Below are 22708 nucleotides of genomic sequence, written 5' to 3'. Positions count from 1 at the left end.
GTCTAGCGAGGGGGCCCCACCGCGTTCGGAGGGCTTGCGTTGTTCGACCACGAGACACTCAGCGTTCGCCGGGCGGGGCGCGCCGTGCGGCCGGGCCTACAGGTCCTGCAGCTCGGCCGGGAGGTTCGCGTCGGTGCCCGGGATGTCGAGGTCGGACGCGCGCTTGTCGGCCATCGCGAGGAGGCGGCGGATGCGGCCGGCGACGGCGTCCTTCGTCATCGGCGGATCGGCGTGGTGGCCGAGCTCGTCGAGGCTCGCATCGCGGTGCGCGAGGCGCAGGCGCCCGGCGTAGCGGAGGTGCTCGGGGATGTCGTCGCCCAGGATCTCCATCGCGCGCTCGACGCGGGCGCACGCCGCGACGGCGGCCTGGGCGGAGCGGCGGAGGTTCGCGTCGTCGAAGTTGACGAGTCGGTTCGCGGTCGCCCGCACCTCGCGGCGCTGGCGCAGCTCCTCCCAGCTCGCGACGGTCGCGGTCGCGCCCATCAGGGTGAGCATCGCGCTGATGCTCTCGCCGTCGCGGATGACGACCCGGTGGACGCCGCGCACCTCGCGGGACTTGGCCTGGACGCCCAGGCGTCCGGCGGCTCCGACGATCGCCATGGCCGCCTCGTTGCCGGGGCAGACGATCTCGAGCGCCGCGGAGCGGCCCGGGTCGGTCAGCGAGCCCTGGGCGAGGAAGGCGCCGCGCCACAGGGCGGCGAGCTCCTCGCGGGAGCCGGTCGTCAGGCGGTTGGGCAGGCCGCGGACGGGCCGGCCCCGCTGGTCGAGGAGGCCGGTCTGCCGCGCGAGGGTGTCCCCGCCCTCGACGACGCGCACCAGCCAGCTCGTGGTCCTCCGGGATCCGCCGGCCGAGACGATGCTGCCCTCGCTGCGGACGCCGTACAGCTCGGCGAGGTCGCGGCGCACGCGGGTCGCGAGCGGGGCGGAGTCGAGCTCGACCTCGACCGCGAGGCGGTTGGAGATGATGTGCAGTCCTCCGGAGAAGCGGAGGATGGTCGCCAGTTCGGCGGCACGGACGGTGTTCTTGCGCGAGACGATCGCGACCAGTTCGCCCTTGACGTCTGCGGTGAGGGCCACGGAGTCTTCCTTACGTCGGGTGCGCGGCTGAGCGCGCGGGGATCATTCTCGGCCGAGGTCGCGGTGCGCCACGTTGACGGCGACGCCCGGCAGCTCGGCCAGACGGGCCGCGACACGGCCCGCGACCGCGACGGAGCGGTGCTTGCCTCCCGTGCAGCCGATCGCGATGGTCGCGTGGCGCTTGTTCTCGCGCTGGTAGCCGTCGAGCACGGGGCGCAGGGCCCGGGAGTAGGAGTCGATGAACTCCTCGGCGCCCTGCTGGGCCAGCACGTAGTCTCTCACCTCTTCGTCGAGACCCGTGTGCGGACGCAGCTCCGGGATCCAGTACGGGTTCGGCAGGAACCGCGCGTCGGCCACCATGTCGGCGTCCGTCGGCAGCCCGTACTTGAAGCCGAAGCTCATCACCGTGACCTGGAGGCCCGCGCGGCCGGCCTCGGCGAAGCGCTCGGTGATGCTGGTGGCCAGCTGGTGGATGTTGAGGTCCGAGGTGTCGATGACGATGTCGGCCGACTCCCGCAGCTGAGCGAGGCGCGTCCGCTCGGCGGAGATGCCGTCGAGGAGGGTCCCCCGGCCCTGCAGCGGGTGCGGACGGCGCACCTGCTCGAAGCGGCGGACGAGCGCGGCGTCGGTGGCCTCGAGGAACACCACTCGGAGGTCGACCCCGGCGCGCAGCTCGCGGACGATGTCGCCGAGGTCCTCGAAGAAGTCGCGTCCGCGGACGTCGACGACCGCCGCGATCTTCGGCAGCGTGTCCCCTGCACGCTGCGCCAGGTCGACCAGCGGGCGCAGCATCTGCGGCGGCAGGTTGTCGACGACGTACCAGCCGAGGTCCTCCAGCGCGTTCGCGGCCGTGGACCGGCCCGCTCCGGACATCCCCGTGACGATCAGCACGTCCTGCTGCTCGCTCTCCGTGCTCATGCGCTCTCCGTGCTCGTGTCTGCTCGTGTCCTCGGTGCCGGGCACCGGCCGCTCTCCCCCGGAGCGCGGGCCTCCAGCCTAGGGCGTGCCCCCGACGGCGGACCCGTCCGGATGCAGGTGCGCGTGGATCGCGCCCGCCAGCGTCGGGCCGATGCCCTTGACCTCGGCGATCTCGGCCTCGCCCGCCTCGCGGAGCCGGGCGACGGATCCGAAGTGCTTCAGCAGGTCGCGAACTCGCGTGCCTCCGAGCCCGGGCACCTCGGCCAGCTGCGACGAGATGTCGCGCTTGCGACGCGTCCTCTGGTGGGTGATCGCGAAGCGGTGCGCCTCGTCGCGGATGCGCTGGAAGAGGAAGAGCGCATCGCTGTTGCGCGGCAGGATGACGGGGAAGTCGGAGTCCGGCATCCAGATCTCCTCGAGGCGCTTGGCGATCCCGCAGAGGGTGATGCCGGTCACCCCGGACTCGTCGAGCGCGCGCTGCGCGGCTGCGACCTGCGGCTGGCCGCCGTCGACGATCAGCAGCTGCGGGGGGTACGAGAACTTGCGCCGCTTGGCCTCGCCGGTCTCGGGGTCGACCGCCGCGGGCTCGACCGGCTCGCGGAGGTACGCGAGGCGGCGGGTGAGCACCTGGTGCAGCGACTCGGTGTCGTCCGTCGACTCCGCGATGGAGAACCGCCGGTACTGGTCCTTCCGCGCGAGCCCGTCCTCGAAGACCACCATCGAGGCGACGATGTTGGTGCCGCTGAGGTGGGAGACGTCGTAGCACTCCATCCGGAGCGGCGCCTCGCTCATGCCGAGGGCGTCGCGAATGTCCTCCAGGGCCTGCGTCCGAGCGGTGAAGTCGGCGGAGCGGCGGGTCTTGTAGAGCATCAGCGAGTGCTTCGCGTTCTGCGTCGCCGTCTCGAGGAGGGCGGCCTTGTCTCCGCGCTGGGCCGCTCGGAGGCGCACGTTCGTGCCGCGCAGTCCGCTCAGCCACTCCTCGAGCGCCTCGGTGTCCTCGGGCAGCTCCGGCACGACGACCTCCCGGGGCGGGACGTCGCCGGTCTCGTAGGCGGCCTGGAGGGCCGTGTCGACGAGCTCCGCCGTGCTCATGTCGAGCTCCTTGTCGACGACCCAGCCCCGCTCGCCGCGGATGCGCCCGCCGCGGACCCGGAACTGCTGCACGGAGGCGGCGAGCTCGTCGTGGACGATCGCGTAGAGGTCGACGTCCACGTTGTCCTTGAGCACGACCGCGCTCTTGGCGAGGACCGCGTCGAGGGCGGCGGCCTGATCGCGCAGCTTGCCGGCGCGCTCGTACTCCATCGCCGCGGCGGCCTCGCGCATCTCCTTCTCGAGCTCGCCGATCATCCGGCGGTCGTGGCTGCCCATGAAGGCGACGAAGCGGTCGACCATCTCGCGGTGCTCGGCGAAGGTGACACGGTGGGAGCAGGGCCCGCCGCAGCGGCCGATCTGCGACGCGAAGCAGGGCTTGCCGCTCTGCATGGCGCGCTTGTAGTTGGAGTCGTTGCAGGTCCTGATCGGGAACGCCTTGATCATCAGGTCGATCGTCTCGTGGATCGCCCAGATCTTCGGGTAGGGCCCGAAGTAGCGGGCCTTCCTGATCTTGGCGTTCCGCGTGACCATCACCCGCGGGGCCTCGTCGCCGAGCGTCACCGCCATGTAGGGGTAGGACTTGTCGTCGCGGAACTTGACGTTGAAGGGGGGATCGAACTCGTTGATCCAGGTGAACTCGAGCTGCAGGGCCTCGACGTCGGTGCCGACAACGGTCCACTCGACGCCGGAGGCCGAGGTGACCATCCGCCGGGTGCGCTCGTGCAGGCTCGGCAGCGGGGCGAAGTAGTTGCTCAGCCGCGCGCGGAGGTTCTTGGCCTTGCCCACGTAGAGCACCCGCCCCCGGGCATCCGTGAAGCGGTACACGCCCGGGAGGGTCGGGATCTCACCCGGCTTCGGCCGGAAGTCGACTGTCTGCGCCATGCCTCTCGCTCGCGTCAGCCGAGGATCTCGGCGAGGAACATGCCGGTGTGGCTGCCCTCGACCTTCGCCACGTGCTCGGGGGTGCCCACCGCGACCACCTGTCCGCCGCCGGCGCCGCCCTCGGGACCCATGTCGATCAGCCAGTCGGCGGACTTGATGACGTCGAGGTTGTGCTCGATGGTGATCACCGTGTTGCCCTTGTCGACCAGGCCGTTGAGGACGAGGAGGAGCTTGCGGACATCCTCGAAGTGCAGGCCCGTCGTCGGCTCGTCGAGCACGTAGACGCTGCGGCCGTTGGAGCGGCGCTGGAGCTCGGTGGCCAGCTTGACGCGCTGCGCCTCGCCGCCGGAGAGCGTGGTCGCGCTCTGGCCGAGGCGGACGTAGCCGAGGCCCACCTCCACCAGCGTGCGGAGGAAGCGGTGGATCGCCGTGATGGGCTCGAAGAAGTCGGCCGCCTCGGCGATCGGCATGTCGAGCACCTCGGCGATGTTCTTGCCCTTGTAGTGCACGGTCAGTGTGTCGCGGTTGTAGCGCGCTCCCCCGCAGACCTCGCACGCCACGTAGACGTCGGGCAGGAAGTTCATCTCGATCTTGATGGTGCCGTCGCCCGAGCAGGCCTCGCAGCGGCCGCCCTTGACGTTGAAGCTGAAGCGTCCGGGCAGGTACCCCCGCGCCTTCGCCTCGGTGGTCTCGGCGAAGAGGTTGCGGATGCGGTCGAACACGCCCGTGTAGGTGGCGGGGTTCGAGCGCGGCGTGCGGCCGATCGGGTTCTGGTCGACGTGCACGACCTTGTCGAGGTTCTCGAGGCCGGTGACGCGCGTGTGCTTGCCCGGCACCTTGCGGGCGCCGTTGAGCTGGTTGGCGAGCACGCGGTAGAGGATGTCGTTCACGAGGGTGCTCTTGCCGGAGCCGGAGACCCCGGTGACCGCGACGAACGTGCCGAGCGGGAACTCCGCGTCGACCTTGCGGAGGTTGTTGGCGTTCGCCCCGACGACCTTGATCATCCGCTTGCGGTCGATCTTCCGCCGCTTCTTCGGGACCTCGATCGCCTTGCGGCCCGAGACGTAGTCGCCGGTCAGCGAGTGGGTGTTCTCGAGCAGCGACTCGTAGGAGCCGGAGTGCACGACCTTGCCGCCGTTGACCCCGGCGCCCGGGCCGATGTCGACGATCCAGTCGGCGGTGCGGATGGTGTCCTCGTCGTGCTCGACCACGATCAGCGTGTTGCCCAGATCGCGCAGCTTGATGAGGGTGTCGATCAGGCGGCGGTTGTCGCGCTGGTGCAGGCCGATGCTCGGCTCGTCGAGCACGTAGAGCACGCCGGTCAGCCCGGAGCCGATCTGGGTCGCCAGGCGGATGCGCTGCGCCTCGCCGCCCGACAGGGAGGCGGCGGCGCGCGAGAGGTTGAGGTAGTTGAGCCCGACTTCGATGAGGAAGTCGATGCGCGCGCGGATCTCGCGTAGCACCTGCGCGGCGATGTGCGCCTCGCGGTCGGTCAGCTCGAGCCGGCTCATGAAGTCCTGGGCGTCGCCGAGGCTGAGGTCGGCCACGTCCGCGATGCTCGCCCCGTGCACGAGCACGGCGAGCACCTCGGGCTTGAGGCGGGAGCCCTTGCACACGGGGCAGGGCACCTCGCGGAGGAACTCGGACCAGCGGGTGCGCTGGACGTCGGTCTCGGCCTGGACGAACTGGCGCTCGATGTAGGGCACGACGCCCTCGAAGCCCGAGGTGTAGCTCATCTCGCGGCCGTAGCGATTCTTCCACTTGACCTTGACCTCGAAGTTGTCGCCGTGGAGGACGGCCTGCTGCACCTCGGTGCTGAGGCGCTTCCACGGGGTGGTGAGCGTGAAGCCGAGGTCGCGGGAGAGGCCGTCGAGCAGCTTCTCGTAGTACTGGAACAAGCCCTTGCCCTGGGTGGTCCAGGGGATGATGACGCCCTCGGCGATGCTCAGGTCGGGGTCGCCGAGCAGCAGCTCGTCGTCGACCGACATGCGCGTGCCGAGGCCCGAGCACTCCGGGCAGGCGCCGAAGGGCGCGTTGAAGGAGAAGGTCCGCGGCTCGATCTCGGTCAGCGAGATCGGGTGGTTGTTGGGGCAGGACAGCTTCTCGGAGTAGGTGGTCCAGGCGCCGTCGCCCTCGCCGTCGACGTAGTTGATCTGCACGATGCCGTCGGTGAGCCGCAGGGCCGTCTCGAGCGAGTCGGTGAGGCGCCCGAGGATGTCGGGGCCGGCCACGAGCCGGTCGACCACGACGGAGATGTCGTGCTTGTACTGCTTCTTGAGCACCGGCGGCTCGCTCAGCTGGACAAGCTTCCCGTCCACCATGGCGCGGGAGTAGCCGCCCGCGGTCAGCTCCTTGAAGAGGTCGACGAACTCGCCCTTCTTCTGCGAGACGACGGGGCTGAGGATCTGGTAGCGGGTACCGGTCTCGAGCTCCATCAGCTGGTCGGCGATCTGCTGCACGGTCTGCGCGGAGATCCGCTCGCTGCAGATGGGGCAGTGCGGGACGCCGATGCGCGCCCACAGCAGACGCATGTAGTCGAAGATCTCGGTGATCGTGCCGACGGTGGAGCGCGGGTTGCGGTTCGTCGACTTCTGGTCGATCGAGACCGCGGGGCTGAGGCCCTCGATGAAGTCGACGTCCGGCCGGTCCACCTGCCCGAGGAACTGGCGGGCGTACGCGGAGAGGGACTCGACGTAGCGCCGCTGGCCCTCCGCGAAGATCGTGTCGAAGGCCAGGGAGGACTTGCCCGAGCCCGAGAGACCGGTGAACACCACCATCGAGTCGCGCGGGATCTCGAGGTCGACGTTCTGCAGGTTGTGCACCCGCGCGCCGCTCACCACCAGCTTCGAGGACGACTCGTCGAGCGAGGAGACGAAGCGGTGGAAGGAGGGAGAGGGGGTGGAGGAGGGGTCCGTAACGGCGTTCAGGATCGACACTCCGAAAGTGTATGCGGAGCCACCGACATCGCCCGTGGCGTTCGCTGGGCGCTGATCCGCGGGCCCCTCCCCTTGCGGATCAGCGCCCCCGATCAGGACAGGTGCCCGGCCTTCTCCATCTGGCGGAGCTCGCGCTTGAGCTCCTGGACCTCGTCCCGCAGCCGGGCCGCGAGCTCGAACTTGAGCTCGCCCGCCGCCTGGAGCATCTGCCCGTTGAGGTCGGAGATGATCGCCTCGAGATCGTTGCCGCCGTTCGCGGCGAGACCCTGACGGCGCAGGTTCGGCGTCGGGCTCTTCTTCTTGGCGTCGCGCCCGGCGAGCAGCTTGGCGGTGTCGGCCCCCTCGCGGGCGAGGGCGTCGGTGATGTCGGCGATCTTCTTCCGCAGCGGCGTCGGGTCGATGCCGTGGTCGAGGTTGTAGGCGACCTGCTTCTCGCGTCGGCGGTCGGTCTCGTCGATCGCGAGCCGCATCGAGTCCGTCACCTTGTCGGCGTACATGTGGACCTCGCCCGAGACGTTGCGCGCCGCACGGCCGATCGTCTGGATGAGCGACGTGGACGAGCGGAGGAAGCCCTCCTTGTCGGCGTCGAGGATCGCCACGAGCGAGACCTCCGGCAGGTCGAGCCCCTCGCGCAGCAGGTTGATGCCGACCAGGACGTCGTACACGCCCGCTCGCAGCTCCGAGAGTAGCTCGACGCGCCGCAGGGTGTCGACGTCGGAGTGCAGGTAGCGGACCCGGACGCCGGCCTCCGTGAGGAAGTCGGTGAGCTCCTCGGCCATGCGCTTCGTCAGCGTCGTGACGAGCACGCGCTCGTCGCGCTCGGTGCGGCGCTTGATCTCCTCGAGCAGGTCGTCGATCTGGCCCTTCGTCGGCTTGACGACGATCTCGGGATCGATCAGGCCGGTCGGGCGGATGATCTGCTCGACGATGCCGTCGGCGATGCCCATCTCGTAGCGGCCCGGGGTCGCCGAGAGGTAGACGGTCTGGCCGACGCGCGACTTGAACTCCTCCCACTTCAGGGGCCGGTTGTCCATCGCCGAGGGCAGGCGGAAGCCGTGCTCGACCAGCGTGCGCTTGCGGGAGGCGTCGCCCTCGTACATCGCACCGATCTGCGGCACCGTCACGTGCGACTCGTCGATCACGACGAGGAAGTCGTCCGGGAAGTAGTCGAGCAGGCAGTGCGGGGCCTCGCCCGACTCGCGGCCGTCGATGTGGCGGGAGTAGTTCTCGATGCCGGAGCAGAATCCGATCTGCTGCATCATCTCGAGATCGAAGGTCGTGCGCATCCGCAGGCGCTGCGCCTCGAGGAGCTTGTTCTGCTTCTCGAGGTCGGCCAGGCGCACCTCGAGCTCCTGCTGGATGGTGTCGATCGCACGGTGCATGACGTCCTGGCTGGCGACGTAGTGCGAGCCGGGGAAGACCGACACGGAGTCGAGCTTCCGGACGATGTCGCCGGTGAGCGGGTGGAGCGTGTAGAGCGCCTCGATCTCGTCGCCGAACATCTCGATCCGGATCGCGAGCTCCTCGTACATCGGGATGATCTCGATCGTGTCGCCCCGCACCCGGAAGGTGCCGCGGGCGAAGTCGACGTCGTTGCGCGCGTACTGCATCGACACGAACTTGCGGATGAGGCGGTCCCGGTCGACCCGCTGGCCGACCTGGAGCGCCACCATCGCCTCGAGGTACTGCTCGGGCTGGCCGAGGCCGTAGATGCACGAGACGGTCGACACCACGATCACGTCGCGGCGGCTCAGGAGCGAGTTCGTGGTGGAGTGGCGCAGCCGCTCGACCTCGGCGTTGACCGAGCTGTCCTTCTCGATGAAGGTGTCGGTCTGCGGGACGTAGGCCTCGGGCTGGTAGTAGTCGTAGTACGAGACGAAGTACTCGACGGCGTTGTTGGGGAACAGCTCGCGGAACTCGTTGGCGAGCTGCGCGGCGAGGGTCTTGTTGTGCGCGAGCACGAGCGTGGGGCGCTGCACGGCCTCGACGAGCCAGGCCGTGGTCGCGGACTTGCCGGTCCCGGTGGCGCCCAGCAGGACGACATCGGTCTCGCCGGCGTTGATGCGGGCGCTCAGATCGGCGATCGCGCCGGGCTGGTCACCGCTCGGCTTGTACTCGCTGATGACCTCGAACGGGTGCACGGCACGGGTTGGCTCCATGGTTCGAAGCGTAGCCGCGACCACCGACACCGGACGGCGCGTGCGCTGGCGGCGAACGGGGGTGCGCTCCCCGACCGGGCCGCTCGGGCACGAGGGCGGGTGTCCGGGAGGGACCGTCAGCGGGCGAGCCGCTCCCACAGCGCGTCGGTCCGAGCGAGCGTCTCCTCCAGCGTGCCGGAGGAGTCGATCACGACGTCGGCGAGGGCGAGGCGCTCCTCGTCGCTCGCCTGCGACGAGACCCGCGCACGAGCCTCCTCCTCGGTCAGTCCCCGGAGGGCGACGAGACGCTCGATGCGGAGGGGCTGCGGCGCGTGCACGACGACCACCTCGTCGAACTCCCCCGCTCCACGGCCCTCGGCCAGGAGGGGGACGTCGTAGACGACCACCGCGTCCGGGTCCGCCTCGGCGGCCTCCGCGAACAGCCGCTGCGAGCGGAGCGTCACCGCCGGATGGGTGATCGCATTGAGGTCGGCGCGGGCCGCCGCGTCCGAGAAGACGATCGCGCCGAGCGCCGGGCGGTCCAGCGCGCCGTCCGCGCGGATCACGGACGGGCCGAAGCGCTCGGCGATCGCCGCCAGCGCCGGCTCCCCCGGCTCGACGACCTCGCGCGCGAGGACGTCGGCGTCGACCACCACCGCTCCGTGCTCGGCGAGACGGCGGGCGACAGTGGACTTGCCCGAGGCGATGCCTCCGGTGAGGGCGACGAGATGCACCCGGCCACCCTACCCAGCGCCGTCGCCCGGAACGCCGAACGGCCGGCCCCCGAGGGGACCGGCCGTTCGATGCGATGTGCTCGCGATCAGTTGTTCGAGGACAGCTTCTCGCGGAGCGCGGCGAGCGACTCGTCGTCGGCGAGGGTGCCGCCGGTGGTCGACTCGCTGGTGAAGCCGGCGCCGACCGAGACGCCCTCGGAGACGGTGGCCGCCTCCTCCTGCGACTTGGCCACCTGGGCCTTGTGGGCCTCCCAGCGCGCCTGAGCAGCGGCGTACTCCTGCTCCCAGGCCTCGCGCTGCGATTCGAAGCCCTCGCGCCACTCGTTGGTCTCGGGGTCGAAGCCCTCGGGGTACTTGTAGTTCCCCTGGTCGTCGTACTCCGTGGCCATGCCGTAGAGCGCCGGGTCGAACTCGGTGCCCTCGGGGTCGACGTTCTCGTTCGCCTGCTTGAGCGAGAGGGAGATGCGGCGACGGTCGAGGTCGATGTCGATGACCTTGACGAACACCTCTTCGCCGACCGACACGACCTGCTCGGCGAGCTCGACGTGCTTGCCCGACAGCTCGGAGATGTGGACGAGGCCCTCGATGCCGTCCGCGACGCGGACGAAGGCACCGAACGGGACCAGCTTCGTGACCTTGCCCGGCGCGACCTGTCCGATCGCGTGGGTGCGGGCGAAGACCTGCCACGGGTCCTCCTGGGTCGCCTTGAGCGAGAGCGACACGCGCTCGCGGTCGAGGTCGACCTCGAGGATCTCGACGGTGACCTCCTGGCCCACCTCGACGACCTCGGAGGCGTGCTCGATGTGCTTCCAGGAGAGCTCGGAGACGTGGACGAGACCGTCGACGCCGCCGAGGTCGACGAACGCACCGAAGTTGACGATCGACGACACGACGCCCTTGCGGACCTGACCCTTGTGCAGGTTGTTCAGGAACGTGGTGCGGCTCTCGGACTGGGTCTGCTCGAGGAGCGCGCGACGCGACAGGACCACGTTGTTGCGGTTCTTGTCGAGCTCGAGGATCTTCGCCTCGATCTCCTGGCCGAGGTACGGCGTGAGATCGCGGACGCGGCGCAGCTCGATGAGCGAGGCCGGGAGGAAGCCGCGGAGGCCGATGTCGACGATGAGACCACCCTTGACGACCTCGATGACCGAGCCGGTGACGACGCCGTCCGACTCCTTGATCTTCTCGACGTCGCCCCACGCGCGCTCGTACTGCGCACGCTTCTTGGACAGGATCAGGCGACCCTCCTTGTCCTCCTTCTGGAGGACGAGGGCCTCGACGCTGTCGCCCACGTTGACGACCTCGGAGGGGTCGACGTCGTGCTTGATGGAGAGCTCGCGCGAGGGGATGACGCCCTCGGTCTTGTAGCCGACGTCGAGGAGGACCTCGTCGCGGTCGATCTTCACGACGGTGCCTTCGATGAGGTCTCCGTCGTTGAAGAACTTCAGAGTCTTTTCGACCGCGGCAAGAAAGTCTTCAGCAGACCCGATGTCGTTGATCGCGACCTGCTTGGTTGCCTTGTCGGTCGTTGCGGTTGTCATTAAGGGATGCTCCAGGATGGATGGGTCTCGGGCGGCGGCCGCCTGCGGGCCTCGCGGCTCGGCGGAGTGGTGACCACTGCGGTGGTGAGGGATGTGCCTCCGGCCCGGGAGCCGCGCTCGGCCGGCCGGAGGACCGGCCTTCCTCGCGCGCCGCGGGCACGGCGGCGCCACAGATGTGACACCCCAGCTTAGACGCCCCGGGAGGCGCACGGCAATCTCGCCGCGCCCGTCCAGGCGTGGGTTCCGGAGTCAGCCGGCGAGGGAGGAGCGGAGGGTGTCGAGACCGACGCCGCCGAGGTCGAGCGCCCTCCGGTGGAAGGCCGCGAGCGAGAACGCGGCGCCCTCGCGCGCCTCCGCCTCGTCGCGCAGCTGCTCCCAGATCCGCTGCCCGATCTTGTAGGACGGAGCCTGCCCCGGCCAGCCGAGGTACCGGTTCACCTCGAAGCGCACGAACGCGTCGTCCATGTTCACGTTGGCCCGCATGAAGTCGAGGGCCGACTCGGCGGTCCAGACGGTGCCGGAGCCCGGCATCGGCTTCTGGAGGTGCACGCCGATGTCCAGCACGACGCGCGCCGCGCGCATCCGCTGGCCGTCGAGCATGCCCAGGCGGTCGGCCGGGTCGTCGAGGTAGCCGAAGCGCTCCATCAGCCGCTCCGCGTAGAGCGCCCAGCCCTCGGCATGGCCGGAGGTCCCGGCGAGCTGACGGCGCCAGGTGTTGAGGCGGGCGCGGTTGTGGACGGCCTGGCCGATCTGCAGGTGATGGCCCGGGACGCCCTCGTGGTAGACCGTGGTCAGCTCCCGCCAGGTGGCGAACTCGGTGACTCCGGCCGGGACCGACCACCACATCCGCCCCGGGCGCGAGAAGTCGTCGCTCGGACCGGTGTAGTAGATGCCGCCCTCCTGGGTCGGCGCGATCCTGCACTCGAGGCGGCGCACCTCCTCCGGGATGTCGAAGGCGGTGCCGGCGAGCTCGCGGACGGAGCGGTCGCTGGTCTCCTGCATCCAGGCCTGCAGAGCGTCGACGCCGTGCAGAGTGCGGGCCGGGTCCGCCTCGAGGTGGGCGATCGCCTCGGCGACGGAGGCGCCGGGCAGGATCTCGCGCGCGATCGCCTCCTGCTCGGACGTCATGCGGGCCAGCTCCTCGATCCCCCACTCGTAGGTCTCGTCGAGGTCGACGACAGCGCCGAGGAAGCGGCGGGAGTGCAGCGCGTACAGCTCCCGGCCGACGGCGTCCTGCTCGGTCGCGGCGGGGGCGAGCTCGCCCCGGAGGAACTGCGCGAGCGACCCGTAGGCGGCCGAGGCACGGCGGGCGCCGTCCTCCAGTCGCTGAGCGAGCGACGCGGGCAGGGATCCGGCGGCGGGAGCGGCCTCCGCGGCCAGCTCGGCGAAGAACCCGCGGGGAGCGGCGATCTTCCGCGCCTGCTCGGCGACGAGCTCGACCTGGCGGCGGGCGGGGACCACGCCGGTGCGGATCCCCTCGCGCAGGGTCTCCGCGTAGCCCTCGAGGGCGGCCGGCACGGCCAGCAGCCGCTCGGCGACCGCCTCCCAGTCGGCGACCTCGTTCGTCGGCATCAGGTCGAAGACGTCGCGCAGCTCCTGCGCCGGGGACGCGATCACGTTGAGGTCCCGCAGCGGCAGACCGGCGTCGTGCCCCTCCAGGGAGAGCCGGAGCTCGGCGCCGAGGTCGGCGACCGTGACGCAGTCGACGTCGTCCACGGGGTCGGCGGCCTCGAGCTCGGCGAGGGCCGAGGCGGTCGCCGCCCGGGCCTGCTCGAGACCGGCCGGCGAGTAGTCGCCCAGACGGCCGTTCGCGCCGCTGCGTCCGATCGCGGTGCCGAGGGTGGGGTCGAGGTCGACGAGCGTGTCGACCCAGCGCTCGGCGACGGCGTCGACGGCGGTGGGCTCGCGGGGGGTGTCGGTGCTCATGCCTCCGAGCCTAGCCAGGCCCTGCGGCCGGCTCAGTGCGCGGCGACGTCCCAGTCGGACCCGTGGCCCACCTGCACCTCGAGCGGGACGCTCAGGTCGGCGGCACCCGCCATCCGGCCGCGGACGATCGCCTCGAGCGGCTCCTCCTCGCCGGGGGCGACGTCGAAGATCAGCTCGTCGTGCACCTGGAGGAGCATCCGAGAGCCGAGCCCCTGCTCGTCGAGGTCGGCCTGCACGCCGATCATCGCGCGCTTCATGATGTCGGCGGCCGAGCCCTGGATCGGCGAGTTGAGTGCCGCCCTCTCAGCGTTGTCGCGGAGGACGCGGTTCGCGCTCTGCAGGTCGGGGAACGGACGCCGGCGTCCGAAGATCGTCTCGGTGTAGCCGGTCTCGCGGGCCTGCTCGACGACGCTGCGGAGGTAGTCGCGCACCGCGCCGAAGCGGACGAAGTAGTCGGTCATCAGCTGCTTGGCCTCGGCGCTCGAGATGCGCAGCTGCTTCGACAGGCCGAAGGCGCTCAGGCCGTAGGCGAGGCCGTAGGACATCGCCTTGACCTTGTTGCGCATGGCCGAGGTGACGTCGCCCGGATCGACGCCGAAGATCCGCGATCCGACGAAGCGGTGCAGGTCCTCGCCGGAGTGGAAGGCCTCGATCAGCCCGGCGTCCCCGGAGAGGTGCGCCATGATCCGCATCTCGATCTGCGAGTAGTCGGCGGTGAGGAGGGTGCTCGCCTCCGCTCCGTGGACGAAGGCGGTGCGGATGCGGCGGCCCACCTCGCTGCGGACGGGGATGTTCTGCAGGTTCGGGTCGTTGGAGGAGATCCGGCCGGTGGCCGTGCCGGTCTGGTCGTAGCTGGTGTGGATCCGGCCGTCGGCGGTGACCGACTTCTCGAGCGTCTCGATGATCTGCTTGAGCTTGGTCGCGTCGCGGTGCTCGAGGAGCAGCCCGAGGAACGGGTGCGGGTGGGACTCCTGCAGGTCGGCGAGGGCGGAGGCGTCGGTGGTGTAGCCCGTCTTCGTGGCCCGGGTGCGCGGCATGTCGAGCTCCTCGAAGAGGACCTGCTGCAGCTGCTTGGGCGAGCCGAGGTTCATCTCGTGGCCGATCTCGGCGAACGCGCGGCTCGCGAGGTCGGCGGCCGAGACGGTCAGCTCGGCGCGGAGGCGCGCCAGCACGTCGGCGTCGATCGCGACGCCGGTGAGCTCCATCGTCGCGAGGACCTGGACGATCGGCAGCTCGATGTCGACGAGCACCGAGAGCATCCCCTCGCCCAGCCGCTCGCGCAGCGGAGCGACGAGCCGGTACGCGTACCAGGCCTCGGTGGCGGGCCCCATCGGCTCGACGGTGGGGACCAGCTGGTTCGGGTCGCCCTGCGCCATGGTCTCGTCGAGGTGCTGCGCGACCTGCGCCGCGAGCGTGGCCGGATGCCCGGTGGGCTGCACCAGCCAGGAGGCGACGCGGGTGTCGAACGCGAGCCCCGCGACGGGGAGTCCGGCCCTCCGCAGCGCCTTGATCTGGGGCTTCGCGTCGGCGAAGTACTTGGGGGCGGGCCCGGCCAGCCACTGCTCGAGCGCGGTGTAGTCGGGCCGCTCGGCGGCCCACGGGACGAACGCCGTCTCCTTCTCGACCGCGAGGCCCACACCCTCGAGCCCGCCGGCTCCGAGCAGGACGTGCACGGCGACCGGCGCGGTGCCCTTCGCCGACACGCGGTCGAGCCAGTGCGCGAGCTCCTCGTCGACCAGGGTGCGGACGGCGGGTGCGGAGGTCGTGACCACGTCGCCCGCCAGGGCCGCGGCAGCGCCGTCGACGCCCTCCTCCGCGGCGATCGTGAGGACCCGCTCCTGCAGGGTCTTGAACTCGAGGCGGCTGAAGATCTCGCGGACCGCGTCGGGATCGATCGGACGGCGCGTCAGATCGTGCGGCCCGAGGGGGAGCTCGACGTCCGTCACCAGCCGGTTGAGGCGGCGGTTGCGGAGCGCGTTCTCCTTCTGCTCGCGCAGCTTCTCGCCGACCACGCCCTTGATCTCGTCGGCGTGGGCGATGATGTCGGCGACCGTGCCGTACTGGTTGACCCACTTCGCGGCCGTCTTGGGGCCGACCTTGTCGACGCCGGGCAGGTTGTCGCTGGTCTCGCCGACGAGGGCGGCGATCTCGGGGTACTGGTGCGGCTCGACGCCGTACTTCTCGAACACCTTGTCGCGGTCGTAGCGGGTGAGCTGCGAGACGCCCTGGGTGGAGGGGTAGAGCAGGGTGACGTCCGGGGTCACCAGCTGGATGGTGTCGCGATCGCCCGAGACGACCAGCACGCGGAAGCCGGCCTCGGCCCCCTGGCGCGCGAGCGTCGCGAGGATGTCGTCGGCCTCGAAGTCCTCCTTCGAGACGGTCCGGATGTTCATGGCGTGCAGCGCCTCCTCGAGGAGGGGGACCTGGCCCTTGAACTCGGGCGGCGTCTCGCCGCGGGTGCCCTTGTACTCCGGGTACTCGCGGGTGCGGAACGAGTAGCGGGAGATGTCGAACGCGACGCCGAGGTGGGTCGGCTTCTCGTTCTTCAGCAGCAGGATCAGCATCGAGAGGAAGCCGTGGATGGCGTTCGTGTGCTGGCCCTCGCGGGTCTGGAAGCTGTCGACCGGGAGCGCGTAGAACGCCCGGAACGCCAGGGAATGGCCGTCGACGAGCAGGAGGGTAGGCTGTTCCGGATCTGACACAGGGCCAGACTACACAGCGCCTCCGACACCGGATCGGCCCGCTCGCGCCCGCCGGTCAGGGCCGCTCCGAGGCTCCAGCGCGAGGAGCGACGTGACCGAGCCGACCCCCACCACGACCGCCTGGATCCGCCCGCCCGCGCTCGACCTGGTCGCCGGGATCGGCCGCGGCATGGGCGAGCTCGCCGAGCGGATGGGGATCCTCTGGCACGAGCTCACCCCGCAGCACTCGGTGGCCTCGATGCCCGTCGAGGGCAACCGGCAGCCGGTCGGCATCCTGCACGGCGGCGCACACGTCGTGCTCGCCGAGTCGATGGGCTCGATCGCGGCGAACGTGCACGCCGGCGCGGGCCGCCTGGCGATGGGCATCGAGCTGAACGCGAGCCACAGCCGGTCGGTCCACTCGGGCTTCGTGATCGCCACCTGCGACGCGATCCACCTGGGCTCCACCCTCACCACCCACGAGATCGTCGTGCGCGACCAGGAGGGGCGCCGCCTCTCCACCGTGCGGATCACCAACATCATCCGCGACGCCCGCTGACGGGAGCGGACGGGTCCCCCTCGCGGGAGCGGAGGGCGACGACCGCGCCCAGGACCGCGACCGCCGTCGGGACCGCCCGCGCCTGCGAGCGACGGGGGATCGACCGGTCGGCCGCGCCGCTCGGGGACCCGGCACCGCGGCGAGCGGCACTGTCAAGCGACGGCGCGCGACTGTGCCCGGTGGTGCCCGAAGGGCGACACTGAGCGGATGAGCCTTCGCCATCTCCTCAAGAGCCTCCCGTCCATGCCCTCCGAGCTGCCCTCGTTCGATGCGGAGGCGGCTCCGGCCGATCCTCTCGAGCTGTTCGCGCAGTGGCTCGAGGAGGCGAAGGACGCTGGCCAGCTCCTCCCCCACGGCGCCACGCTCTCCACCGCCTCCGACGACGGCACGGTCTCGGCGCGCGTGCTCGTGCTGCGCGAGATCGACGAGGCGGGCTGGGCGTTCTCCACCCATGCCACCAGCCCCAAGGGACGCGCCATGGAGGAGAACCCGCACGCCGCGCTGACCTTCTTCTGGCCGGTCCAGGGCCGTCAGGTCCGGGTCGAGGGCCGGGTTGAGCGCGCCTCCGCGCAGGAGTCGGCCGACGACTTCCGCCGCCGCTCCGAGGCCGCTCGCACCGCCCTGCTCGTCGGACGCCAGAGCGAGCCGATGCGCAGCGCGCAGGACTTCGGCCTCGTCACGCTCCAGACCAGCGTCGCCGTGGGCTGCTCGCCCGCGACGCTCGACCGGGAGTGGGCCGTCTACCGCGTCGTGCCCGAGCGCATCGAGTTCTGGCAGGGCTCGACCGCGCCGGAGCAGGATCACACCCGTCTCGAGTACCGCCCGGGAACGAAGGAGGCGGGCGGCTCCCCGTGGGAGCGCACCCGCCTCTGGCCCTGAGGCCGTGGGCCCTCGGGCCCGGCCTCGCGCTAGGCCTTCTTCGTGCTCAGCTGCTCGATGATCGCCTGCGCGACGTCGTGCATGGTGAGCCGGCGGTCCATGGAGGCCTTCTGGATCCAGCGGAACGCCTCGGGCTCGGTGAGCCCCATCTTCTCGTTGAGCAGGCCCTTGGCGCGGTCGACGAGCTTGCGGGTCTCGAAGCGCTCGACCATGTCGGCGACCTCGGCCTCGAGGGTGAGGATCTGGGCGTACCGCGAGAGGGCGATCTCGATCGCGGGCAGCAGGTCGTTGGGCGTGAAGGGCTTCACGACGTAGGCGAGCGCTCCGGCCTCGCTGGCGCGCTCGACGAGCTCCTTCTGGCTGAAGGCGGTGAGCAGGACGACGGGCGCGATGTGCGCCTTCGAGAGGCGCTCGGCCGCCGAGATGCCGTCGAGCTGGGGCATCTTGACGTCCATGATGACGAGATCGGGGCGCAGCTCGGTGGCGAGGGCCACAGCGGTCTCTCCGTCGCCGGCCTCGCCGACGACCTCGAAGCCGTTGTCGCGGAGGATCTCCACGATGTCGAGGCGGATGAGGGATTCGTCTTCGGCGACGACGACCCGACGGGGTGCGGTCGACGAGGGTTCCTGGTCAGTCACGCCGATGAGCCTACGGTATTCTCGACGGGCTGGTGATGAGCCGGTGTGGCGGAATGGCAGACGCGGGGCACTCAAAATGCTCTGTCCGAGAGGGCTTGTGGGTTCGAGTCCCACCACCGGTACCCGCCTGGTCGCGCGGTGCGCGCCTCCGCTCGCTAGCGTCGTCGGATGAGCACCGACCCCTGGCCCCTGTTCTCGCTGGAGCTGCGCACGCCGCGGCTCGAGCTGCATCCGGTCCGCGACGCCGACCTCGGCCCTCTCGCCGAGGCAGCCCTCGCGGGCGTGCACGAGAGCGGCCGCTCGCCGTTCCCCTCCCCCTGGGCCGAGGCGCCGGCGGAGCGCCTGCCCGGCGAGCTCGCCCGCTTCCACTGGTCGCAGCGCGCGCAGACGACGCGGGAGTCGTGGCGCGTCGCGTTCGCCGTGGTCGAGGACGGCCGGGTCGTCGGCTGCCAGGACGTGGTCGCCGAGTCCTTCGCCGCCACCCGCACCCTGACCTCGGGCTCGTGGCTCACCCGCTCGGCGCAGGGCCGCGGCCTCGGGCAGGAGATGCGCGCCGCCGTCCTCCTCCTCGCCTTCGACCACCTCGGAGCCGAGGTCGCCGAGAGCGCCGCTCTCGCCTGGAACACCCGCTCGATCCGGGTCTCGGAGGCCCTCGGCTACCGGCCGAACGGGACGCACCGGATCGTCGGTCCGGACGGTATGTCGGTCGAGGAGCTGCGGTTCCGCGTCACACCGGAGACCCTGGTGCGGCCGGAATGGACGCTGGAGGCCTCGGGGATCGACGCCGCACGAGCGGTCCTCGTCCAGGACCCGCTCGGTCCGCCCTCCCCCGTCTGATTCACCAGAACATCGTGCCCGGCGAGCCCTTGAACGGACCGACCACGCGCGAGGTGATCCAGCCGCCGTAGAAGTCGCCCGGCTGCGGCTGGACCGCCTCGCCGTCGACCGTGCAGGAGTCCATCCGGGCGGGGTAGAGGGCGACCGTGTCGACGAGGGCCTCGAAGCCGTCCATCGGCTCGGGGTACGTCCAGCCCGCCGCCTCCGCGACCGCTCCTCCTCCCCCGCGCACGGTGAGGTAGGAGGCCGCGCCCTTGAACTCGCAGATGCTGCGGCCGGGCGCGGGCTCGAGCGCCCCGGGCGCGAACGAGGACACGGGGAGGTAGTAGACGGGAGGGTGGCTCGTCTCGAGGACGCGGAGAGCGTCGCGGGTCTCGGCGACGACGACGCCGCCCAGCCGCACGACCACGTGCTCGGCGGTGGTCTCGACCCTCGGGGGTCGCGGGTAGTCCCAGACGGATTCCTGGCTCTCGGCGGGCGGCACGCGCTTCATCCCGCTCACGCTACGCGGCGGGGAGCGGTGCTCCGGCGCCTCCCAGAGGATGCCCGGGCGGACGCCGCGGCTCCGCAGATCCCCGCCGCCGGGACGCGCGAGGGCCCCGGTCGCGTAACGTCGTCCCTGCGGCGGAACCCCGAGCCCGCGCGCAGAAGGAATCCAGAGTGCCCACCGAATGCATCCACGGCCTCGACATCGCGCTCTGCGACGTCTGCACCCCGAAGAAGCTCCCCGAGCAGGTCGGCCGTGCCACCCGCGCCCCCGCGCGCGTGCCCGGGACCTCCCGTGCGGCCACCGCCCGTGCCGCCGCCCGCGGCACGGCGCGCGAGAAGCCCCTGCCGAAGGTCGACATCGCCGCGCAGCGGATCTACCACGTCACCCACCTCGACAACCTCGAGGCGATCGTCGCCGCCGGCGCGATCCTGGCGGACCAGCAGCTCCAGGAGCGCCCCGCGATCGACGTCAGCGCCGAGACCACCCGCGAGCACCGCCGTGCCGTGCAGGTGAAGGACGGCGTCAGCGTCGCCGGCTTCGTGCCCTTCTTCCTCTCCCCCGACGCCGCCCTCTGGGCCGACCTGCGCGGCGAGCGGGTCGCTCCGCACTGGTCGCCGAGCGCCCACGAGACCACCGCTTCGCAGTACGTCGTCCTCGTGGGCTCGCTCGCCTCCGCCCCGGTCCTGAGCGACGGCGACGCCTCCCACGTCCTCACGCGCTTCACCGAGGGCGACGCGCTCGTGCGCACCTTCGCGCGCCTCCTGGTCGACGAGCCGGCCCTGCGCAGCGCCGAGGCGCTCGTGCCCGAGCGCTTCCCGCTCGAGGGCGTCGCGACGGTCGGCGTGGCGTCGGTCGCCGCCCGCAACCGCGTCAAGGCTCTCTTCGAGGGCATCGACGCCTCTCCCCGCGTCGCCGTCTACCCGCCGTGGTTCCACCCGGTGGCCGAGGAGGAGTGACCCGGCGCTAGTCGGCCTCGAGGAGGTCGAGGCGGTCGGCCAGGTACCGGCGCAGCGGCATCAGTCCCTGCTCGCTCAGACCGGGCGCCCAGCGCACGAGCACCTCGGAGCCGCGCAGTGCCAGCGGCTCCTGGCCCGACTCGAGCGCTGCGGCGTCGAGTGCGAGGCGCCGCCAGCCGTAGTTGACGATCTCGCCCTCCTGGAACGGACCGTCGAAGGCGGCGCGCCGGATCTCGCGGCGCGCCTCCTGCGACTCGGACTGGTTGTTGGCGTGCAGCGGAGCGACGGCACGCGTGACCGAGCCCGTCGCGAGGAGCTCGCCCTCGCGTCCGAGGAGCACCACGCCGAGGCGCCACGCGCGGGTCACCGGCGCCATCACCGGCTTGCGGCGGAAGCCGAGGATCGCGCGCGGCGTCCGCAGCTCGGCGACGGCCTGGTCGGCGATGCCGCGGGCGTCGAGCTCGGCGGAGACCTGGCGCAGGAGCGCGGCCAGATCGGCGGCGGCCTGCTCGGCCCCGGGTGCTGCGGGCATCGCTCCTCCTCGGCTCGTCCCGCCAGCCTACGGGCGCGGTGTGCACCGGCCACGCCGCTCCGCACCGCTAGCATCGCCTGACGACACCGAGGAGGACGAGCGATGCGCGTCATCATGATGGGCCCGCCCGGCGTGGGCAAGGGCACCCAGGCGGCCGTGCTGTCGCGCGAGCTGGGGGTGCCGGCGATCTCCACCGGCGATCTGTTCCGCGCGCACGTCGCCGACGGCACCGACCTCGGACGGCGTCTGCGGGCGCTCGTGGAGGCCGGCGAGTACGTGCCGGACGAGCTGACGAACGCCCTGGTCGCCGAGCGCATCGCCGAGGAGGACGCCCGGGACGGGTTCATCCTCGACGGCTACCCGCGCACGCTCGCCCAGGTGGACGCGCTGGCGGAGCTCCTCGAGGAGCGGGGCACGCCGCTCTCGTGCGTCGTGCTGCTGACGGCCGACGCGGACGTGGTCCTCGAACGGCTGCACGTGCGGGCGCAGGAGCAGGACCGCGCCGACGACGACCCCGAGGTGGTGCGGAACCGGATCGAGGTCTACGAGCGCGAGACGGCTCCTCTGGCGGAGGTCTACGACGAGCGCGAGCTCCTGGTGCGGATCGACGGCTCCGCCTCGCAGGACGAGGTCGCCGCGAGGATCATCGCGGCGTGCCGGCCCGAGTGAGCCGACCCGCCGCGACGCGGGGTCAGATCGCCGAGGCGAGGACCTCGTCGAGCTTGGCCGAGGCCTCCTCGTCGGTGCCCTTCAGGGCGAGCGAGAGCTCCGACACGAGGATCTGACGCGCCTTGAGGAGCATCCGCTTCTCGCCGGCCGAGACGCCGCCGGCCTGCTCGCGGCGCCACAGGTCGCGGACGACCTCGCTGACGCGGTACACGCTGCCGCTGGCCATCTTCTCCTGGTTGGCCTTGAAGCGGCGGGACCAGTTGCTGGCCTCCTCCGCGACGTCGCTGCGCAGGACGTCGTAGACCGCCTGGACTCCGGCGTCGTCGATGATCTCGCGGACGCCGACGAGCTCGGCGTTCTCGACGGGGAGGGTGATGGTGAGCTCGCTGGTGTGCACGTTCATCGTCATGAACGTCTTCTCGACGCCCTTGACCGAGCGCTTCTCGAGCCCGGTGATCGTCACCGCTCCGTGGTGCGGGTAGACCAGGGTCTCGCCGACCTCGAATGTCATCATGTCGTGCCTTTCGTCGTGGGGCGTGGTGGGAGTGAGGAGTCCAGGGGGCGCAGCGGCGCCGCGGCGAGCCAGGCCGGGAGCAGCGCGACGAGGTGCTCGACCAGCTCCTCGTCGGTGCCGTCGAGGGAGCCGGCGAGCCAGGCGCCGACCACGGAGAGGACGCCGCCGGCCGCGAAGACCGCGGTGAGCTCGGGGTCGACCGCGGCGGGGACGTCGACCCGGGCGAGCACCTCGCGGTGCAGGGCGAGCGCCGTGTCGAGCACGGCGTCGTCGGAGGCGACCCGGGCGGAGGCCCGCGCGCGGAGCCGGGCATGGAAGGCGTGGCGGTCGACCAGCCGCTCGACGAGCCGCGAGTAGCCGCGCTGCAGGGCGTCGGCTCCGGAGCGGTCGGCGGGATCGCCCTCGGCGACGTCGGCGACCACGAGGTCCTGGCGGAGCAGCGCGGAGGCGACTCCCGCCGCGTCGTCGAAGTGGGCGTAGAACGAGCTGCGGCTGATCCCGGCCTCGCGCACGATGTCGCTCACCGCGATGCCCTCGGCCCTCTCGCCGTCGCTCTGCATGACGAGCCGCTCGACCGCGTCGAACACGCGGCGGCGGGTGCGCCGGGCTCGCGGATCGGCGGAGCCGAGCGCCGAGGGGGACTCCGCCGCGGGCACGGAGGCGAGGCGGGCGGGAGTCATCGGTGTCAGTCTACCACTTCCCGGACAGG

19 protein-coding genes and 1 tRNA gene are annotated in these 22708 nt (G+C 71.3%); 6 read left to right on the top strand and 14 right to left on the bottom strand.

All coding sequences use genetic code 11. The features are described 5' to 3' along the window. Positions 1-96: 96 nt before the first annotated feature. The 9 genes from whiA to polA form a co-directional block, all read right to left on the bottom strand. Positions 97-1077 carry a DNA-binding protein WhiA gene (whiA, locus tag C5C35_RS11710; RefSeq protein WP_104237489.1) on the bottom strand — a complete coding sequence of 327 codons (981 nt, stop codon included), beginning with the start codon at positions 1075-1077 and terminating at the stop codon, positions 97-99. A gap of 42 nt (positions 1078-1119) precedes the next feature. Then, positions 1120-1995 (bottom strand): RNase adapter RapZ, encoded by an 876-nt coding sequence (gene rapZ, locus C5C35_RS11705; RefSeq protein ID WP_097166020.1) that lies wholly within the window; start codon positions 1993-1995, stop codon positions 1120-1122. Between the two features lie 78 nt (positions 1996-2073). Next, a complete protein-coding gene (gene uvrC, locus C5C35_RS11700; protein WP_104260735.1) occupies positions 2074-3969 on the bottom strand; it encodes an excinuclease ABC subunit UvrC in 1896 nt (631 codons plus the stop codon). 14 nt (positions 3970-3983) lie between these two features. Beyond that, positions 3984-6809, bottom strand: a complete 2826-nt coding sequence (gene uvrA / locus C5C35_RS11695) for an excinuclease ABC subunit UvrA (protein ID WP_244229661.1) — start codon at positions 6807-6809, stop codon at positions 3984-3986. Positions 6810-6997: 188 nt separating this feature from the next. After that, complete coding sequence (gene uvrB, locus C5C35_RS11690) at positions 6998-9064, bottom strand: excinuclease ABC subunit UvrB (RefSeq protein ID WP_104221901.1); 2067 nt, start codon at positions 9062-9064, stop codon at positions 6998-7000. Positions 9065-9180: 116 nt separating this feature from the next. Further along, the gene (gene coaE, locus C5C35_RS11685; RefSeq protein WP_104263176.1) at positions 9181-9777 is read right to left on the bottom strand and encodes a dephospho-CoA kinase; all 597 of its coding nucleotides are present in this window, start codon (positions 9775-9777) and stop codon (positions 9181-9183) included. Between the two features lie 86 nt (positions 9778-9863). Further along, on the bottom strand, positions 9864-11318 hold the full coding sequence (gene rpsA / locus C5C35_RS11680) for a 30S ribosomal protein S1 (protein ID WP_104221897.1): 1455 nt from the start codon (positions 11316-11318) through the stop codon (positions 9864-9866). 249 nt (positions 11319-11567) lie between these two features. Then, a complete protein-coding gene (locus C5C35_RS11675) occupies positions 11568-13244 on the bottom strand; it encodes a DUF885 domain-containing protein (protein ID WP_104263175.1) in 1677 nt (558 codons plus the stop codon). Positions 13245-13276: 32 nt separating this feature from the next. Beyond that, positions 13277-15946: a DNA polymerase I gene (polA, locus tag C5C35_RS11670; RefSeq protein ID WP_104263174.1), complete on the bottom strand. Its 2670-nt coding sequence runs from the start codon at positions 15944-15946 to the stop codon at positions 13277-13279. A gap of 91 nt (positions 15947-16037) precedes the next feature. On the opposite strand from polA, the gene C5C35_RS11665 reads away from it, so the two are divergent. Both C5C35_RS11665 and C5C35_RS11660 read left to right on the top strand, forming a co-directional pair. Continuing rightward, a complete protein-coding gene (locus tag C5C35_RS11665; RefSeq protein ID WP_374953047.1) occupies positions 16038-16484 on the top strand; it encodes a PaaI family thioesterase in 447 nt (148 codons plus the stop codon). Between the two features lie 207 nt (positions 16485-16691). After that, complete coding sequence (locus C5C35_RS11660) at positions 16692-17363, top strand: pyridoxal 5'-phosphate synthase (protein WP_104263173.1); 672 nt, start codon at positions 16692-16694, stop codon at positions 17361-17363. Positions 17364-17392: 29 nt separating this feature from the next. Here C5C35_RS11660 and C5C35_RS11655 read toward each other — a convergent pair whose 3' ends face one another. Beyond that, positions 17393-18001, bottom strand: a complete 609-nt coding sequence (locus tag C5C35_RS11655; protein WP_104221889.1) for an ANTAR domain-containing response regulator — start codon at positions 17999-18001, stop codon at positions 17393-17395. A gap of 39 nt (positions 18002-18040) precedes the next feature. Between C5C35_RS11655 and C5C35_RS11650 the strand changes: the two genes are divergently transcribed. Both C5C35_RS11650 and C5C35_RS11645 read left to right on the top strand, forming a co-directional pair. Then, positions 18041-18123 (top strand) — tRNA-Leu (locus C5C35_RS11650). 46 nt (positions 18124-18169) lie between these two features. After that, positions 18170-18838, top strand: coding sequence for a GNAT family N-acetyltransferase (locus C5C35_RS11645; protein WP_104260731.1), 669 nt, complete (start codon positions 18170-18172; stop codon positions 18836-18838). A gap of 1 nt (position 18839) precedes the next feature. On the opposite strand, the gene C5C35_RS11640 is transcribed toward C5C35_RS11645, so the two are convergent. Beyond that, on the bottom strand, positions 18840-19331 hold the full coding sequence (locus tag C5C35_RS11640; RefSeq protein ID WP_104263172.1) for a DUF427 domain-containing protein: 492 nt from the start codon (positions 19329-19331) through the stop codon (positions 18840-18842). A gap of 167 nt (positions 19332-19498) precedes the next feature. Between C5C35_RS11640 and C5C35_RS11635 the strand changes: the two genes are divergently transcribed. Next, complete coding sequence (locus tag C5C35_RS11635; RefSeq protein ID WP_104221883.1) at positions 19499-20284, top strand: DarT ssDNA thymidine ADP-ribosyltransferase family protein; 786 nt, start codon at positions 19499-19501, stop codon at positions 20282-20284. A gap of 7 nt (positions 20285-20291) precedes the next feature. On the opposite strand, the gene C5C35_RS11630 is transcribed toward C5C35_RS11635, so the two are convergent. Then, positions 20292-20816 (bottom strand): hypothetical protein, encoded by a 525-nt coding sequence (locus tag C5C35_RS11630; RefSeq protein WP_104263170.1) that lies wholly within the window; start codon positions 20814-20816, stop codon positions 20292-20294. Positions 20817-20918: 102 nt separating this feature from the next. Here C5C35_RS11630 and C5C35_RS11625 point away from each other — a divergent pair, with 102 nt between their 5' ends. Continuing rightward, the gene (locus C5C35_RS11625) at positions 20919-21485 is read left to right on the top strand and encodes an adenylate kinase (protein ID WP_104221879.1); all 567 of its coding nucleotides are present in this window, start codon (positions 20919-20921) and stop codon (positions 21483-21485) included. Positions 21486-21507: 22 nt separating this feature from the next. On the opposite strand, the gene C5C35_RS11620 is transcribed toward C5C35_RS11625, so the two are convergent. Both C5C35_RS11620 and C5C35_RS11615 read right to left on the bottom strand, forming a co-directional pair. Further along, positions 21508-21996 (bottom strand): CarD family transcriptional regulator, encoded by a 489-nt coding sequence (locus C5C35_RS11620; RefSeq protein WP_068257183.1) that lies wholly within the window; start codon positions 21994-21996, stop codon positions 21508-21510. Next, on the bottom strand, positions 21996-22679 hold the full coding sequence (locus tag C5C35_RS11615) for a TetR/AcrR family transcriptional regulator (protein WP_104221877.1): 684 nt from the start codon (positions 22677-22679) through the stop codon (positions 21996-21998). The genes C5C35_RS11620 and C5C35_RS11615 overlap by 1 nt, the downstream gene beginning before the upstream one ends. Positions 22680-22708 lie beyond the last annotated feature (29 nt).

Source organism: Rathayibacter sp. AY1F8 (assembly GCF_002932165.1).
Classification (GTDB): domain Bacteria; phylum Actinomycetota; class Actinomycetes; order Actinomycetales; family Microbacteriaceae; genus Rathayibacter.
Note: the sequence above shows the minus strand (reverse complement) of the source record. Positions and strands in the feature narration are given on the sequence as shown.

Excerpts from the sequence above, each read along its gene's own strand:
- C5C35_RS11660 (WP_104263173.1), top strand. The coding sequence starts at position 16,692 with ATGAGCCTTCGCCATCTCCTCAAGAGCCTCCCGTCCATGCCCTCCGAG.
- C5C35_RS11625 (WP_104221879.1), top strand. The coding sequence starts at position 20,919 with ATGCGCGTCATCATGATGGGCCCGCCCGGCGTGGGCAAGGGCACCCAG.
- rapZ (WP_097166020.1), bottom strand. The coding sequence starts at position 1,995 with ATGAGCACGGAGAGCGAGCAGCAGGACGTGCTGATCGTCACGGGGATG.
- rpsA (WP_104221897.1), bottom strand. The coding sequence starts at position 11,318 with ATGACAACCGCAACGACCGACAAGGCAACCAAGCAGGTCGCGATCAAC.
- uvrC (WP_104260735.1), bottom strand. The coding sequence starts at position 3,969 with ATGGCGCAGACAGTCGACTTCCGGCCGAAGCCGGGTGAGATCCCGACC.
- uvrB (WP_104221901.1), bottom strand. The coding sequence starts at position 9,064 with ATGGAGCCAACCCGTGCCGTGCACCCGTTCGAGGTCATCAGCGAGTAC.
- C5C35_RS11620 (WP_068257183.1), bottom strand. The coding sequence starts at position 21,996 with ATGACATTCGAGGTCGGCGAGACCCTGGTCTACCCGCACCACGGAGCG.
- C5C35_RS11630 (WP_104263170.1), bottom strand. The coding sequence starts at position 20,816 with ATGCCCGCAGCACCCGGGGCCGAGCAGGCCGCCGCCGATCTGGCCGCG.
- C5C35_RS11640 (WP_104263172.1), bottom strand. The coding sequence starts at position 19,331 with ATGAAGCGCGTGCCGCCCGCCGAGAGCCAGGAATCCGTCTGGGACTAC.
- C5C35_RS11645 (WP_104260731.1), top strand. The coding sequence starts at position 18,170 with ATGAGCACCGACCCCTGGCCCCTGTTCTCGCTGGAGCTGCGCACGCCG.
- C5C35_RS11675 (WP_104263175.1), bottom strand. The coding sequence starts at position 13,244 with ATGAGCACCGACACCCCCCGCGAGCCCACCGCCGTCGACGCCGTCGCC.
- C5C35_RS11615 (WP_104221877.1), bottom strand. The coding sequence starts at position 22,679 with ATGACTCCCGCCCGCCTCGCCTCCGTGCCCGCGGCGGAGTCCCCCTCG.